We start from the raw sequence: 15,029 nt of genomic DNA, 5'->3' as shown, positions 1-15,029 counted from the left end.
TCGGGATGCGCCGAACTCTAGTCGCTAGCGCCGTTTGCCCGTCTCCCATCCCCCGAGCCAGTGCCGGAACGCCTCCTGCCAGTGGTCACACGGCCCGGTCCGGCGCAGCAGCTCGGGGACGATCTCCCGCAGGTCCTCCGGCAGGATCCTCTTGCCGGTCCGGCCCGACAGCGCGCCGCGGCGCACGGCGTGCGCCCACGCGCGCAGACCGGGGATCCCCTGCACCACGGGTTCGACGTCGAGACCGTGCGACACGCCGGCGCACAACGTGAACAGGTACAGCCGGTGAAAGCCCGCGACGTGCTCGGCGGTCTTGCCGTCCTCCGGCGCGTACAGCGGGAACAGCTCGCTGATGTAGCTGAACCGCCTGGCCACCTCGATCAGGGCCGCGGTGACGGGAGCGGACATCCTCCGCACGCTCCGCACGTCCTGCGCGACGACCCGGAACATGTACTCCAGCTCGGGGTCGAGCCCACCGGACGAGAAGAACCGCCGCAGCGCGGTCGGCAGCGGCCCGTCGACGTCGTCCAGCAACACCTGCGGCCCCACGAGCTCGACGAGGTCACGTGCCTGCAGCAGGTCCCGCTCCCACATGCGGAGCACGACGTCCGGTGCCTTCTTGCTGAGCCGGCTCAGCTCACGCGCCGACGGCAGCACGTCGTCGGCGTCGCGGCGCAGCATGCTCAGCGGTGGCGTCCGCGGACCGCCGGGCACCGCGCGGCCCCACTGTCCGAGCAGCACGACGACGAGACCGGCACCGAACCGCGGCGACACCGATTCCTGGTCCGGCCCGGTGCCTTCGTACAGGAGCTCGTGGCAGAGCTTGCGCAGCAGCGGCCAGTTCTCCTCCGGCAGGTCGAGCAGCAGCGTCAGGACCGCGCTGTCGAGCGTGGTGCCGACGACGCGGACGGCCTGCCGGTACAGCGCCAGCTGCGTCTTGGGCGTCGGGCTCATGAACCGCAACGACCTCAGCGCGAACTCCAGCAGCACGGGGTTCTGCCTGCCCTCACCGTGCTGGTCGAACACCAGCAGCGTCAGGCAGTCGTCGATCGCCCGCACCAGCCGCCGGTCCAGCTCCTGGATCGCGATCTGCGGCACCACCTCGCTCTGCCCGCTCACGATCAACGGCCGGATGCGGCTGACCAGCTCATGCGCGCCGTTGCAGTGCCTCACCATGAAGCACGCGGCGAAGTACTCCATGAACGTCCGGTGGGTGAACCCGTAGAGCTTCTCCCCGCGGGCGCTCACGCCGGTCCTGGTCAGCAACCACGCCCGGCCGCCGCAGTAGTCGAGGAACTCCTGCGCGGCCGTCGTGGCCGCGGCTCCCCCGCGGCCGACGACGTTGCGCGCGAAGTAGTCCCCGATCAGATCGCGCAGCTTCGCCTCGGTCTCGCCGCCCTGCGAGTCGACCCGGTTGAAGAAGTAGAAGGCCAGCTCCTGCACCAGGTAGCGGTGCTGGTCCTTGGGCCGGTACGCGCCGGGCAGCTGCCGCACCCGGTCCCACCGCTCGAACAGCAGCTCGGCGCACTGCTCGTAGACCTGCGGCCGGTTCTCCGGGATGTAGCCGTCGTACTCGTAGATCATGCACAGCAGCGAGAGCATCAACGGGTTCGTGCGCAGGTCACCGACGTGCACGCTGTCCAGCAGGAACATCGCGACCCGCTGCTCGGGGTCGGCGTGGTGCGGGCCCGAGGTCAGCCGGAACCAGCGCCCGACGTAGGTCTCGACCTGCGGATCGGTGAAGTCGGGCAGGTGGAACACCGGGAAGAGGTCGGGGTCGAGCCGCGCGCTCGAATAGCCCTCCTCCCGTGCCGTCACGACCACGCGCACCAGCGGGTAGCGCAGGCAGAACGCCTCGATCGCCTCCACGGTCGCACGGCGCCGGTCGACGTCGCTGATCTCGTCGATGCCGTCGAACACGATCACCGCGAGCCCCAGTGCGAGCACGTCCCGCACCACGCCGACGTCGTAGTCGTGCTGCGTCAGCACGCCGAGCCGTTCCGCGAGCAACGTCGCGTAGGACTCGTCCAGCCGTTGGTGGTCCTTGAGCTCCAGCACCATCGGAGCGAGCCTGCTGTCCTCCACCGCGAGCTGGTACATCATCCGGCGGATGAACGTGCTCTTGCCCGCGCCGGGGTTGCCGATCACCACGAACCGGCGCTCGGCCAGGTCGTCCTCGGAGATCGCCGTCCCCACGGAGCCGGCCGACGACCACGGCGCCAGCACCCGGTTGACGTAGATGTCCTCGATGGGGACCCGGTAGTCCTCACGCGAGTGCGGCATCACCAGCTTCGCGAACCGCCTGCGCATCTCCTGCTTGATCGACTTCACGGCGGCGTGCGCGGCGTTGACGCGGCGGTGGTCCGCGGCGATCTCGATCCGGTCCACGACCACCTGCGAGATCGGGTGGCCATCGCTCGTCGTGCCCGGCCGTTGGACGATCCGGGTCGCGTGGACCAGGTCGTTCTCGTCGAGCGCACCCGTCTGCTTCAGCTCGACGACCGCGAGCCGGACCGTGTCGCGCAGCTGCACCCACAACGCCGTGCCGATCGCGGTGGCCCGCTCGCCCGGCAGGTCCAGCTCGGCCGCCAACTCCTCGACGAACGTCTCCGCGAGCTTGTCCTGCTCCTCGGTGCGGTCGCCGGCCGAGAGCTCGAGGAAGGTGAAGAGCTCCAGCAGTCCGGCGCAGAGTCGTCCCGAGAGGTAGCCGGCCACGGCGTCCTGGTGCGCGCGGGCGAGCTCCAGCTCGGCCCACGCCGTGTTCTCCCGCACGGCCTCCGGTGCCGGCAGGACGGCGTCGAGCGACTCCTTCCACCCCTTCGCGGAAGCGCGGACGGCGATCACCCCAACGGCTTCCGCCGCCGACTGCCCCGCGAGTGCCAACAGCGCCGGATCTGCCACGCGGCGAAACTACAGAGATCTTGAGCGGCATTTCCGCTCGTGACGCGAACTTGGCCCGATCAGCCCAGCGGGCCGTCGTCCTTGGCCTTGCGTTCGACCAGGGGCAGGGACCTGAGCTGGCGCTCCAGGTGCCACTGCAGGTGTGCCGCGACCAGGCCACTCGCGTCCCGCCGGGCCACGTGGGGGATCTCGTCGACCACGTTCCACTGGCCGTGCAACAACGCCGAGAGCAACGTCAGCGTGTCCGACGAGGGCGACGCCGAGCCGGGCGGACGGCAGTTCGGGCAGCACGTGCCGCCGGCCTGGACGCTGAACGCCCGGTGCGGGCCCGGAGTGCCGCACTTGGCGCATTCGTTCACCGCGGGCGCCCAACCGGCGAACGCCATGGCACGCATGAGAAACGCGTCCAGCAGCAGCGACGGATCACGTTCGCCGGCCGACAACGCGCGCAGCGCACCCGTGACGAGCAGATAGAGCCGCACGACCGGTTCGCCCTCTTCGGCGGTGAGGCGGTCAGCGGTCTCCAAGATGGCGCACGCGGCCGTGTAGCGCTGGTAGTCGGTGACGATGCCAACGCCGAACGCGTCCAGCGTCTGCACCTGGGTGATGATGTCGAGCGACCGGCCGGGATGGAACTGCACGTCGACGTGGCAGAACGGCTCCAGCCGCGCGCCGAACTTCGACGACGTGCGGCGCACGCCCTTCGCCACGGCCCGGAGCTTGCCGTGCCGCTGGGACAGGAAGGTGATGATCCGGTCCGCTTCACCGAGCTTCTGCACGCGCAGCACGATGCCGGTGTCGCGGTACAGGTTGGCCATAGTGCCGTGACCTCCAGCCTTTGCCTCGTATTTCGCCGTTCAGACGGGTGCGTCGTGGTGCCGGCCCCGCATCCTCATCCTGGTTGGCTGTGGGTGCGGGGCCGGTGCCGCGAGGTGCCCTGCTGAGCGCCGGAAGGCGCGGCGAAGGCTGGTGGTCGCGGCACTAGAACCCCAGGCGGCGCAGCTGTTTCGGGTCGCGCTGCCAGTCCTTGGCGATCTTGATGTGCAGGTCCAGGTAGACGCGGCTGCCCAGCAGCGCCTCGATCTGCTTGCGCGCGGCCATGCCGACCTGCTTGAGCCGCTCGCCCCGGTGCCCCAGGATGATCGCCTTCTGCGACGGCCGTTCGACGAACACGAACGCGTGGATGTCGATCAGGTCGTTGCGGCCCTCGCGCGGCTGCATCTCCTCCACCACCACGGCGATGGAGTGCGGCAGTTCGTCGCGCACGCCCTCGAGCGCGGCCTCGCGGATCAGCTCGGCGACCAGGGTCTGCTCCGGCTCGTCGGTCAGGTCGCCGTCCGGGAACAGCTGCGGGCCCTCCGGCAGCTTCTGCAGCAGCAGGTCGCTCAGCTTGTCGACCTGGAAGCCGTCGACCGCAGAGACCGGGATGATCTCGGCGAACTCCATGACCTTCTGCAACGCGAGCAGCTGTTCCATCACCTGCTGCTGCGACACCAGGTCGGTCTTGGTGACGATGCCGACCACGGGCGTGCGCTTGGCGACCTTCTCGAGCTCGGCGGCGATGAACTTGTCGCCGGGGCCGACCTTCTGGTCCGCGGGCACGCAGAAGCCGACGACGTCGACCTCCGACCACGTCTCGCGCACCAGGTCGTTGAGCCGCTGGCCGAGCAGCGTGCGCGGCCGGTGCAGGCCGGGCGTGTCCACGAGCACCAGCTGGCCGTCCTCGCGGTGCACGATGCCGCGGATCGTGTGACGGGTCGTCTGCGGCTTGCTGGACGTGATGGCGACCTTGGTGCCCACCAGCGCGTTCGTCAGCGTCGACTTCCCTGCGTTCGGCCGGCCGACGAAGCACGCGAACCCGGAGCGGTAACCATCCATCCGTCCATTGTCCCCGGCACCGGCAACAGGGTTGTCGCCGGTCCCGGGATCTGCTATTCCGTCACGTCCGCGACAGGTCAGTACCAGGCCTTCTGGTGAACTGCCTGATCGTTTCCGGTGACGAAAGCGTCGATGCGGTTCGGACCCCACGACACGGTGCCGACGCCGGACGACAGCACACCGCCGTGCCACTCCCAGTCGTGCCACACGGTGTCGAACGCCTTGTGGTACAGCGCGTTGTCCGTGCCACGCGCGAAGACGTCGAGCCTGCCGGGCGCCCACGACGCAACGCCAGGCCCTTGGGCGATGCGACCGCCCAGCGACTCCCACGAACCCCACACGCCGTTGTCGGCCCACGTGTGATGCAGCGAGTCGTCGTCGCCCTTGGCGAAGACGTCGATCCGGCCGGCGTGCCACGACACCGCGGCGGGCGTCGAGGTGAGGTTGCCGCCCAGCGACGTCCAGTCGGACCAGGTGCCGTTCTCCAGGCTCTTCACGTAGAGCTTGTTGTCATCGGCGCCCGCGCGTCCGACGGTGAAGAGGTCGAGCCTGCCCGGCCCGCGCGACGAGATGGACGCGCCGTACCGGTACGTGCCGGTGTCGATCGTCTCCCACGGGTGCCACACGCCGTCGTACACGAGGCGTTGCACTCCGCCGTGCGCGTTGCCGGCCACGACGTCGATGCGGCCCGGTCCCCACGCCACCGCCGACGGCGACGTGGTGAGGTGACCGCCGAGCGACTCCCAGTCGAGCCAACGGCCGTTCTCGTACACGCGGTGCTTCAACGTGTAGTCGATGCCCACCGCGAACACGTCGAGCCGGCCGGGACCCCACGTGGTGACGGTGGGCGTGCCGTACATCTTCCCGCCGTGGCCGGTCCAGTCGCTCCACGTCGCGTGCGCCGCAGGCGCGGAAAAGAAAAGCGTGCCCGCGGCGATCGCGAGCACGCTGAACAAGGCAGACAACCGTCTCATGAGCACTTCCCCCCAGGTCAGTGCGGGTCAAGCCCGCTGGGGGCTAGCGAACCACCTCGGCGACGGTCCCGGCCGAAGTTGCACGGAAAACCGGCGCAGTTGCCGCGAGGTCCCGCACCGCGGACACCGAGCCCTCGTCGAGCGAGTCCGCGTCGGTCACCACGGCCGCGGCCTCGATGCCCTCGGCACCGCTCGACACCGCGGCGGCGATGGCGGCCTGCAGCGCGGTGAGCTTCAGCGACGGCAACGCGACGGTGGACGCGTTGTACGTGCGGCCGTCGAGGTCCCGCACTGCCGCACCCTCCGCAGCGCCGTTACGGGCGCGAACAGACCGTGCGAGCGTCACGAGTTTCGCGTCTTCAGCACCGATGTCAGTCATTTTCTTCGTTCTCCTTGTTCACCGGACGCACGAGCACAGTGGTGACCCGGATGCGGCCGCGTTCGTCCTTGCCACCCTCGGCCCGCATGCGCAGGCCCGCGATCTCGGCCTCGGTGCCGGGCAGCGGCACGCGCCCGAGCCGTTGCGCGAGCAGGCCGCCGACGGTCTCGACCTCGTGGTCGTCGAGCTCGGTGCCGAACAACGCGTCGAGGTCGTCGACCGGCAGGCGCGCGCTGACCCGCACCGCGCCGTCCTCGAGGTGCTCGACCGGCGGGCGGTCGTCGGTGTCGGACTCGTCGGTGATCTCGCCGACGATCTCCTCGAGGATGTCCTCGATCGTCAGCAGGCCCGCGGTGCCGCCGTACTCGTCGACCACGATCGCCATGTGCTTGCGGGACACCTGCATCTCGCGCAGCAGGTCCGCGATCGGCTTCGAGTCCGGGATGAAGCTCGTCGGCCGCATCAGCTCGGAGACGCACTTCGGGTCCTCGTCCTCGGCGAGCGTGGCCCGCATGAGGTCCTTCAGGTTCACCACGCCGAGCACGTCGTCGACGCTCTCGCCGATCACCGGGACGCGGGTGTAGCCGGTGCGCAACGACAGCGCGAGCGCCTGGCGCAGCGACTTGGCCTGCTCGATCCACACGATCTCGGTGCGCGGCACCATGATCTCGCGCGCGATGGTGTCACCCAGCTCGAACACCGAGTGGATCATCTCGCGCTCGCCCTCGTCGACGACGCCGCGTTCCTGCGCCATGTCGACGAGCTCGCGGAGCTCCACCTCGGACGAGAACGGGCCCTCGCGGAAGCCCTTGCCGGGCGTGATCGCGTTACCGATGAGGATCAGCAACTTGCTCAACGGCCCGAGCACGCGGCCGAGCTGCCGGACCGTGCCCGCCGCGATCAGGCTCACGCCGTACGGGTGCTGACGGCCGATCGTGCGCGGTCCGACACCGACGAGCACGTACGACACGACGAGCATGCTCAGGCACGAGTACAGAACGGCGAGCCAGTCCTGTTCCACGTACTGCAGGTACACGCCCGTGACGAGCACCGTCGCGAACAGCTCGCAGAACAGGCGCAGCAGCAGCAACAGGTTGACGTGCCGCGGCCGGTCGTTGAGGACCTGCAGCAGCTGCCCGGTGCCCCAGCGGCCCTGTCGTTGCAGCGCCTCCACCCGTGCTCGTGACACGGTGCCGAGCGCGGCGTCCACACACGCGAAGACACCGGCGGCGAGCACGAGCAGAACGGCCAGCACGATCACACTGGCAGGGTTCTCGCTCATCGGACTCAGGCTTCTTCGTTCTTCTCGTCCAGGCCGACCGCGCCGAGCACCTTGTCGTCCGTGCTGCGCTGGTGCGCCGCCCGTTCGGCCTCGTCGCGAGCGTTGCGGAAGTCCGCGAGGATGCGGTTCTGCAGCGTGAACATCTCGCGTTCCTCAGCCGGCTCGGCGTGGTCGTAGCCGAGCAGGTGCAGCACGCCGTGCACGGTCAGCAGGTGCAGCTCGTCCAGCAGGCCGTGGCCCGCCTTCTTGGCCTGGTCCTTGGCGAACGCGGGGCACAGCACGATGTCCCCGAGCAGCGCCGGACCGAGGCCCGCCGCGTCGGGCCGGCGCGCGGAGTCCAGCTCGTCCATGGGGAAGGCCATGACGTCCGTCGGGCCCGGCAGGTCCATCCAGCGCTCGTGCAGGTCGGCCATCACGTCCAGCTCGACCAGCAGGACGGACAGCTCGGCCAGCGGGCTCACGCCCATGCGGTCCAGCGCGAAGCGGGCGGCGGAGACGATGGAACCCTCGTCGACTCCGACACCCGACTCGTTGGCGATCTCGATGCTCACGGCGCCTATCGTCCCCGGCGCTGGTTCCCCCGGCGTGCACCGGGTCCGTGGTGTGGCCCGTTCTGGTCCAGGACGTCCTGCTGGACCTGCCACTTCTCGTACGCGTCGACGATGTCGCCGACCAGGCGGTGGCGCACCACGTCCTGGCTGGTCAGCACGGAGAAGTGCACGTCGTCGACACCTTCGAGGATGTCCTTGACGACCTTCAGGCCGCTGCGCTGACCGCCGGGGAGGTCGACCTGGGTGATGTCGCCGGTCACCACGACCTTGGAGCCGAAGCCCAGCCGGGTGAGGAACATCTTCATCTGCTCGGGCGTCGTGTTCTGCGCCTCGTCGAGGATGATGAACGCGTCATTGAGCGTCCTACCGCGCATGTAGGCGAGGGGTGCGACCTCGATCGTGCCCGCCTGGGTGAGGCGTGGGATCGACTCCGGGTCGACCATGTCGTGCAGCGCGTCGTAGAGCGGGCGCAGGTACGGGTCGATCTTCTCGTAGAGCGTGCCCGGCAGGTAGCCGAGGCGCTCGCCGGCCTCGACGGCCGGGCGGGTGAGGATGATCCGGTTGACCTGTTTGGCCTGCAGCGCCTGCACGGCCTTGGCCATGGCGAGGTACGTCTTGCCGGTGCCTGCGGGGCCGATGCCGAACACGATGGTGTTCTTGTCGATCGCGTCGACGTAGTGCTTCTGGTTCAGCGTCTTCGGCCTGATCGTGCGGCCGCGGCGGCTGATGATGTCCAGGCTCAGGACCTCGGCGGGCGAGGCGTCGGCGTTCGCGCTCAGCATCGCGACGGTGCGGCGGACCGTGTTCTGGTCGACGGCCTGGCCGCGGCTCGCGAGGGTGACGAGCTCGGAGAAGACGCGCTCGGCGAAGGCCACGTCGGCGGGGTCGCCGGACAAGGTGATCTCGTTCCCGCGCACGTGGACGTCGGCGTCGAGCAGTTCCTCCGCGAGCCGGAGGTTCTCGTCACGCGACCCCAGCAGGCTGAGCACCGCGCCGTCTGGCACGGCGAACCGGGACTGACCTTCCTTGGTGCTCTGCTGTGTTTCTTCGGCCACGTGGCCCCGGCCTGCTTCCTGTCGCTCGGATCTGATGCGTCGATGCTAGTCCGGGCGAAAATGAGTGGCTACCGCTTTGCTCACCGTGTGTGCTCACCGACTGTGGAGATCCGCAGGCTTGGTGTCGACGACATACCCGAGTGCATGAAACTCATCACGGACCGAGGTTGGACGTGGACCTCGGCGCAGTGGGAGCTGATGCTCTCACTCGGCCCGGGCCTCGGCGCCTTTGACGGCGGGGCCCTCTTGGGCACGGCGCTGTCGACCCCGTATCCCGAAGCGCAGGCGATCAGCGGCGTACTGGTCGGCACCTGGGCCGAACGCCGGGGTGTCGGAACCGCGTTGATGTCCAACATATTGGATATCAGTCCGACGCCGGTGTCCGTGCTGTATGCGACGGCCATGGGTGAGCCGCTGTACGCCAAGCTCGGCTTTCACCCGGTCGAGGTGACGACCGAGTACCACGGCGTGCTCACCGGCGCGGCGGCCGGCGTGACCCGGCCGGTCACCGAGGCCGACCTGCCCGTGTTGGCAGCGCTGGACCGGGAGGTGTCCGGGTACTCGCGGACAGCGTTCTGGGACTTCGCGCCGTCGAAGTACTCGCTGCACGTCGCGGAGTTCGCCGGAGGACTCGGCGTGGTCGGCACCCGCGCGCTGGCGAACGGCCGCGCGGTCGGCCCGTTGATCGCGCCCACCGCGGCGGACGCGTGCGCGATGATCTCCGACGTGGTCGTCGGCGAGCAGTCGTTCCGCATCGACACCACGAACGCCGATGTCGCCGCCTACCTGCTGGCCGGCGGGTTCGAGCCGCGCAAGGGCTGCAGTCTGATGGTGTACGGCGCGACGGAGGCGCCGGGAGATCGGTCGAGGTACTTCACGCCCGCCTCGCTCGCGCTCGGGTGAGAGTCAGAGCTTCTCGCCGCCCAGCAGGTGCAGGTGGGCGTGAAAGATCACCTGCCCGCTGTCCGGCCCGGTGTTGAACAGCAACCGGTAGCCGCTCTCCGACACACCTTCGGCTTCGGCGACCTCTCGCGCGGCGGCGAAGAGGTCGCCGAGCTGTTCGCCGTTCAGGTCGACGGCGTTCGGCACGTGCTCGCGCGGAATGAGCAGCACGTGCACCGGCGCCTTCGGGTGGAGGTCGCGGAAGGCGAGCGTCGTCTTGGTCTCGTGCACGATCGTCGCGGGAACCTCACCGTCGACGATGCGGCAGAACAAACAGGACATGCCCTCCAGCTAAGCGAAGATGGCGTCCAGTTGCTCGTCGACGGCCTCGATCATGTCGTCGGCGGTGAGTTCCTCGGGCCCGAGCCCGTGGTGGATGTTGAGTCCGTCGATCAGCACGATCAGCCGCCGCGCCGACTTCATCGGCACAACACCGTCCCGCAGTTGCCCTGCCTTCTGAGCAGCGGTGAGAAGGCCCGCGATCTCGCCGTACAAATGTCGCGTGCCGTAGCGCTCCAACTCGTGCAACGACGGTTCGACCATCGCGCGCGGCAAGAACGACAACAACACGGCGGCCTCAACGCGCCGTTCGTCGTCCAGGGCGAGCAATTCGTGCGCGACGGCCCTCAACAACTCGCGGTTGCCGACCGAGGTGTCGAGCTTCTCCAACCGTGCGATGAACCGCCGGTACGCGAGCTCCATCGCGAACCCGAGCAACGCGTCCTGCGTCGGGAAGTAATGGCGCAACGACCCGCTCGACCACCCGGACTCGGCCGCGACGGCACGCACGGAGGCGTGGTCGATCCCGTCGCGCTGCACGATGCGCCACACGGCCTCGGCAAGCTCGCGGCGACGTTCCTCGTGGTCGACAACCTTCGGCACCGGCCCTTTTTAGCAGTCGCGAGCAAGCCGAACGACAGCCGCGCGGGACCTCTCCCACGACTCCGTGCCCGGCGTGATCATGTCCATGTGCCCGCCCCCGGCCACCACGACGAGTTCGGCCTGCGGCTCGACCTCGCAGAAGCCGATGCTCTGCGCGACCGGCACGTCCTCGTCCTGATCGCCGTGCACGCAGATCACCGGCTTGCCGATGGGCACGAGCGCGGCCGGCGAGGCCTCCGCGAACTGCTCTTCGGAACACAACTCCAGCGCCCGCGGCGTGACGTGCCGGGTGAAGTCGAGCACGGCCGCCTGAGCGACAGCTCCGACCACTCGCGCGCTGTGCTTGGCCGCCCACACAGCGAGATGGCCTCCGGCGCTGTGTCCGAGCGTCACCACGGGCCCGATGTCGACGGCGTTGATGGCGGCGAGCACGTCCTCCCCGGTTTGCGGCCATCCCCCACCGCCGCTCACACGCCGGTATTCGATGTTCCAGACGGCAAATCCGTCGGCGACAAGGGTGTCCGCGAGGGGCCGCCCGAGTTCCAGCCCGTAGCGCTGGTGCCAAAAACCACCGTGAATGACGACAACAGCACCCTGAGTCGCGCCCTCGGGAAAATGAAGCTCGCCGAACTGACTGGGGTGATCACCGTAAGCAATCCGCTGCACACGCAGAACTTACGCGAACGCCAACAATTAGCCGGGAAGCAAGGCCAACGCGGGGAGACGCGGTGAGATGCGGAGGGATGCAGGCGGCGCGAAGATTTTGACAGGGCCTGCCGACGCCGAAGGCGAGGCGGCCCATGGGGGTCCGGGGGCTTGCCCCCGGCGTGGGGTTTGGGGGCTCGGCCCCCAAAAGACACGCTTTTGGTGCTGGCCGCGAAGGCGCGCCAGCGCCGAGCAGCCTGCACCAAAACCAAAAGGGGCGCCTCGCGGTCCGAAGCCTGGGGGTCGCTTCGCCGCGAGGCGCCGACGCCGGACCGAGGGGGGAGGTGTCCGGCGAGTCCTTTGGTGTGAAGGGTCTAATGGTCTACTCCGTTTCCGGATAGACCAATCAACCCCTCTGCAAACTAGGGTAACCCCATCGGCCTGCGATTCGCTACAACTTGCGTCAAGCCAATCCATCCGATGTTCACCTTCGGAGTGAACTGGATCACCAGCGCGCGGTGAGTACCCCGAGCGCACCAAGAGCAACCGCCGCAGCGGTAGATGCACGCAGAACGGTTGGGCCCAATCGGACGATCCGCGCGCCCGAAGATCGCAAGGCGTCCAGTTCCTCCGGCGTGATCCCACCTTCCGGACCGACCACCAGCAGCACGTCCCCGGCAGCCGGCAACGGAACGTCGGCGAGCCGTTCGGTCGCGCTCTCGTGCAACACGAGCGTCAGCGCCGACGACGACACGCGCTGGGAAAGCTGGGTCGTGCTCACGGGTTCGTCGACGAACGGCACCCGCGCACGGCGGGCCTGCTTGGCCGCCTCACGAACCGTGGATCGCCAGCGCCCCAACGCTTTCGTGCCGCGCGGGCCGTCCTCCCACTTCGCCACGCACCGGGAGGCTCGCCACGGCACCACACCGTCCACACCGGCCTCGGTGGCCAGCTCGACGGCGAGTTCGCCGCGGTCGCCCTTCACCAACGCCTGGGCGAGCACGACGCGCGGCGTCGGTTCGGGCTCCACGGAACGCTCGACCACGCGCAGCGACAACGCATCGCGCTCGACCGCGACCACCGAACACCGCACGAGCGCGCCGGAACCGTCGGACAGCACGAGCTCCTCGCCCGCGCGCAGCCGGCGCACCGTGGCGGCGTGCCGGCCTTCGGGGCCGTCCAGCACGAACTCCTCGCCCGGCGGGAGCGCCGGGACGAGGAAGACCGGCAGCGTCACCGGTGGCCGCGCGAGGCGCGCAGCCGGGAGAACAGTCCGCCTCCGCCCTTGCCGTTGTGCGACAACGAGGGCTCGTTCTCACCGCGCAGCTCGGCGAGGTCGCGCAGCAGCGACGCCTGCGCGGCGTCGAGCTTCGTCGGCACGACGACCTCGAGGTGCACGTGCAGGTCGCCGCGACCGTCGACGCGGCCGGTGGAGCGCAGCTTCGGCATGCCGCGGCCAGTCATCACGAGCTGCGTGTTCGGCTGCGTACCGGGCTCGATCTGCAGTTCTTCCTCGCCGTCCAGCGTCTTCAACGGCAGGGTGGCGCCCAGCGCGGCCGTCGTCATCGGGATCTGCACCACGCAGTGCAGGTCGGCGCCGTCGCGTTCGAAGATCTCGTGCGGGTGCTCCTCGACCTCGACGTAGAGGTCGCCGGCCGGGCCACCGCCGGGGCCGACCTCGCCCTGGCCCGCGAGGCGCACGCGCATGCCCTCGGCGACACCGGCGGGGATGTTCACGGAGATCGTGCGGCGCGACCGCGTGCGGCCGTCACCGGCGCACTGCTGGCACGGGTCGGGGATGACCTCGCCGAAGCCGCGGCACACCGGGCACGGGCGCGACGTCACGACCTGGCCCAGGAACGAGCGCTGCACGGACTGGACCTCGCCGCGGCCGTTGCAGGTGTCGCATTGGACCGGCTTGGAGTTGTTCTGGGTGCCGGCGCCGTGGCAGCGGTCGCACAGGATCGCGGTGTCGACGGTCAGCTCACGGGTCGCGCCGGCCGCGCACTCCTCCAGCGTCATGTCGAGCCGGATCAACGCGTCGGAGCCCGGCTGCACGCGGCTGCGCGGACCACGACCGCCGCCGGTCGAGGCGCCGAAGAAGGCGTCCATGATGTCGCCGAGGCCGAAGCCCGCGAACGGGTCACCGCCGGGGCGGCCACCGCCGCCCGAGTCGAGCGGGTCGCCTCCCAGGTCGACGACGCGGCGCTTCTCGGGGTTCGACAACACCTCGTAGGCGGCCGTCACCTCCTTGAAGCGGGCCTCCTCGTTGGGATTGACGTCCGGGTGCAGCTGCCTGGCGAGCTTGCGATAGGCGCGCTTGATCTCATCCTGTGTCGCATTCTGCGAGACACCGAGGATGCCGTAGTAATCCCTGGCCACCTTGTTCGCTTTCGTGTTCATCTCAGTGCAAGAAGTTTCTGGTCAACGACCGGTCAGGATCTCACCGACGTAGTTGGCAACCGCGCGGACGGCCGCCATTGTTCCGGGGTAGTCCATGCGCGTCGGTCCCACGACGCCCAGACCCCCGAGCGGATTGTCACGGCTGCCGTAGCCGATGGACACCACGGAAGTGCTGCGCATCTCAGCCGCCTCGTTCTCCTCGCCGATGCGCACCAGCACGCGACCGGGGTCGCGGGAGGCGGCGAGCAGCTTGAGCACGATCACCTGTTCCTCGAGCGCTTCCAGCACCTGCCGCAGCGATCCGGGGAAGTCCGTGATGTTGCGGGTGAGGTTCGCGGTGCCGCCGAGCACCAGCCGTTCCTCCGGGTGCTCGACCAGCGTCTCGATGAGCACGGTAGCGACTCGCAGCATCGGGTCGCGCAGGTTCGGCGGAACCTCGTCGGGGAGTTCGGCGACCTTGGCCGAGGCGTCGGCCAGGCGCTGGCCCGCCATCGCGGTGTTCAGCACCCCGCGCAGCTGGGCCGTGTGCTCCTCGCTGATCACGTCGCCCAGCTCGACGATCCGCTGGTCGACGCGGCCGGTGTCGGTGATCAGCACCAGCATCAGCCGGGACGGCGTGATCGGCAGCACCTCGAGGTGCCGCACGGCCGCGCGGGACAGGGTCGGCACCTGGATCACCGCGACCTGCCGGGTGAGCTGTGCGAGCAACCGCACGCTGCGGCGCATCACGTCGTCGAGGTCGAGCGCCCCGTCGAGGAAGCTCCGGATGGCCCGCTTCTCCGCCTGCGAGAGCGGCTTGATCTCGCTCAGCTTGTCGACGAACAGCCGGTAGCCCTTGTCCGTCGGCACCCGACCGGCGCTGGTGTGCGGCTGGGCGATGTAGCCCTCGTCCTCCAGGGCGGCCATGTCGTTGCGCACGGTCGCGCTCGACACACCCAGGTTGTGCCGCTCGACCAGGGCTTTCGACCCGACGGGCTCCTGGTTGGACACGTAGTCGGCGACGATGGCGCGCAGCACCTCGAACCGACGCTCATCGGCGTTCACGCTGTTCACCTCCGTGTCCCGTACTCCCGAGTTTACCCAGCCGGTTTCCCGCCTGGTCCCGGCTCTGAGGTCCACCGAATGTAAACACCGCAG

General features: G+C 69.2%; 15 protein-coding genes. 1 reads left to right on the top strand and 14 read right to left on the bottom strand.

Going from position 1 to position 15,029, the window contains the following annotated elements:
* Positions 1 to 24: 24 nt before the first annotated feature.
* The 8 genes from G7043_RS27475 to G7043_RS27440 form a co-directional block, all read right to left on the bottom strand.
* On the bottom strand, positions 25 to 2,901 hold the full coding sequence (locus tag G7043_RS27475; RefSeq protein WP_166050370.1) for an NACHT domain-containing protein: 2,877 nt from the start codon (positions 2,899 to 2,901) through the stop codon (positions 25 to 27).
* 59 nt (positions 2,902 to 2,960) lie between these two features.
* Positions 2,961 to 3,719 carry a DNA repair protein RecO gene (gene recO / locus G7043_RS27470; RefSeq protein ID WP_166050368.1) on the bottom strand — a complete coding sequence of 253 codons (759 nt, stop codon included), beginning with the start codon at positions 3,717 to 3,719 and terminating at the stop codon, positions 2,961 to 2,963.
* 163 nt (positions 3,720 to 3,882) lie between these two features.
* A complete protein-coding gene (era, locus tag G7043_RS27465) occupies positions 3,883 to 4,779 on the bottom strand; it encodes a GTPase Era (protein WP_166050366.1) in 897 nt (298 codons plus the stop codon).
* A gap of 77 nt (positions 4,780 to 4,856) precedes the next feature.
* Positions 4,857 to 5,753 carry a carbohydrate-binding protein gene (locus tag G7043_RS27460; RefSeq protein ID WP_166050364.1) on the bottom strand — a complete coding sequence of 299 codons (897 nt, stop codon included), beginning with the start codon at positions 5,751 to 5,753 and terminating at the stop codon, positions 4,857 to 4,859.
* 43 nt (positions 5,754 to 5,796) lie between these two features.
* On the bottom strand, positions 5,797 to 6,132 hold the full coding sequence (locus G7043_RS27455) for a cytidine deaminase (protein WP_166050362.1): 336 nt from the start codon (positions 6,130 to 6,132) through the stop codon (positions 5,797 to 5,799).
* Complete coding sequence (locus G7043_RS27450; protein ID WP_166050360.1) at positions 6,125 to 7,414, bottom strand: hemolysin family protein; 1,290 nt, start codon at positions 7,412 to 7,414, stop codon at positions 6,125 to 6,127. The genes G7043_RS27455 and G7043_RS27450 overlap by 8 nt, the downstream gene beginning before the upstream one ends.
* Positions 7,415 to 7,419: 5 nt before the next feature.
* Positions 7,420 to 7,965: an rRNA maturation RNase YbeY gene (ybeY, locus tag G7043_RS27445; RefSeq protein WP_086667736.1), complete on the bottom strand. Its 546-nt coding sequence runs from the start codon at positions 7,963 to 7,965 to the stop codon at positions 7,420 to 7,422.
* Positions 7,966 to 7,970: 5 nt separating this feature from the next.
* Positions 7,971 to 9,020 (bottom strand): PhoH family protein, encoded by a 1,050-nt coding sequence (locus G7043_RS27440; protein WP_313888094.1) that lies wholly within the window; start codon positions 9,018 to 9,020, stop codon positions 7,971 to 7,973.
* Positions 9,021 to 9,164: 144 nt separating this feature from the next.
* On the opposite strand from G7043_RS27440, the gene G7043_RS27435 reads away from it, so the two are divergent.
* On the top strand, positions 9,165 to 9,923 hold the full coding sequence (locus tag G7043_RS27435; RefSeq protein ID WP_166050359.1) for a GNAT family N-acetyltransferase: 759 nt from the start codon (positions 9,165 to 9,167) through the stop codon (positions 9,921 to 9,923).
* Between the two features lie 3 nt (positions 9,924 to 9,926).
* Here G7043_RS27435 and G7043_RS27430 read toward each other — a convergent pair whose 3' ends face one another.
* The 6 genes from G7043_RS27430 to hrcA form a co-directional block, all read right to left on the bottom strand.
* On the bottom strand, positions 9,927 to 10,244 hold the full coding sequence (locus G7043_RS27430; protein WP_166050357.1) for an HIT domain-containing protein: 318 nt from the start codon (positions 10,242 to 10,244) through the stop codon (positions 9,927 to 9,929).
* Positions 10,245 to 10,253: 9 nt separating this feature from the next.
* Positions 10,254 to 10,844, bottom strand: coding sequence for a TetR/AcrR family transcriptional regulator (locus G7043_RS27425; protein ID WP_166050355.1), 591 nt, complete (start codon positions 10,842 to 10,844; stop codon positions 10,254 to 10,256).
* A gap of 9 nt (positions 10,845 to 10,853) precedes the next feature.
* Positions 10,854 to 11,510, bottom strand: a complete 657-nt coding sequence (locus G7043_RS27420; RefSeq protein WP_166050353.1) for an alpha/beta hydrolase — start codon at positions 11,508 to 11,510, stop codon at positions 10,854 to 10,856.
* Between the two features lie 484 nt (positions 11,511 to 11,994).
* Entirely contained in the window at positions 11,995 to 12,726 is a 732-nt protein-coding gene (locus G7043_RS27415) for a 16S rRNA (uracil(1498)-N(3))-methyltransferase (RefSeq protein ID WP_166050351.1), read from the bottom strand.
* Positions 12,723 to 13,871: a molecular chaperone DnaJ gene (gene dnaJ, locus G7043_RS27410; protein ID WP_166051032.1), complete on the bottom strand. Its 1,149-nt coding sequence runs from the start codon at positions 13,869 to 13,871 to the stop codon at positions 12,723 to 12,725. The genes G7043_RS27415 and dnaJ overlap by 4 nt, the downstream gene beginning before the upstream one ends.
* A gap of 42 nt (positions 13,872 to 13,913) precedes the next feature.
* Positions 13,914 to 14,936 (bottom strand): heat-inducible transcriptional repressor HrcA, encoded by a 1,023-nt coding sequence (hrcA, locus tag G7043_RS27405; protein ID WP_166050349.1) that lies wholly within the window; start codon positions 14,934 to 14,936, stop codon positions 13,914 to 13,916.
* Between the last annotated feature and the right edge of the window lie 93 nt (positions 14,937 to 15,029).

This window comes from Lentzea alba, from assembly GCF_011067745.1.
Lineage (GTDB): Bacteria > Actinomycetota > Actinomycetes > Mycobacteriales > Pseudonocardiaceae > Lentzea > Lentzea alba.
The sequence above is the reverse complement of the archived record's forward strand: the minus strand, read 5'-3'. Positions and strand labels throughout refer to the sequence as shown.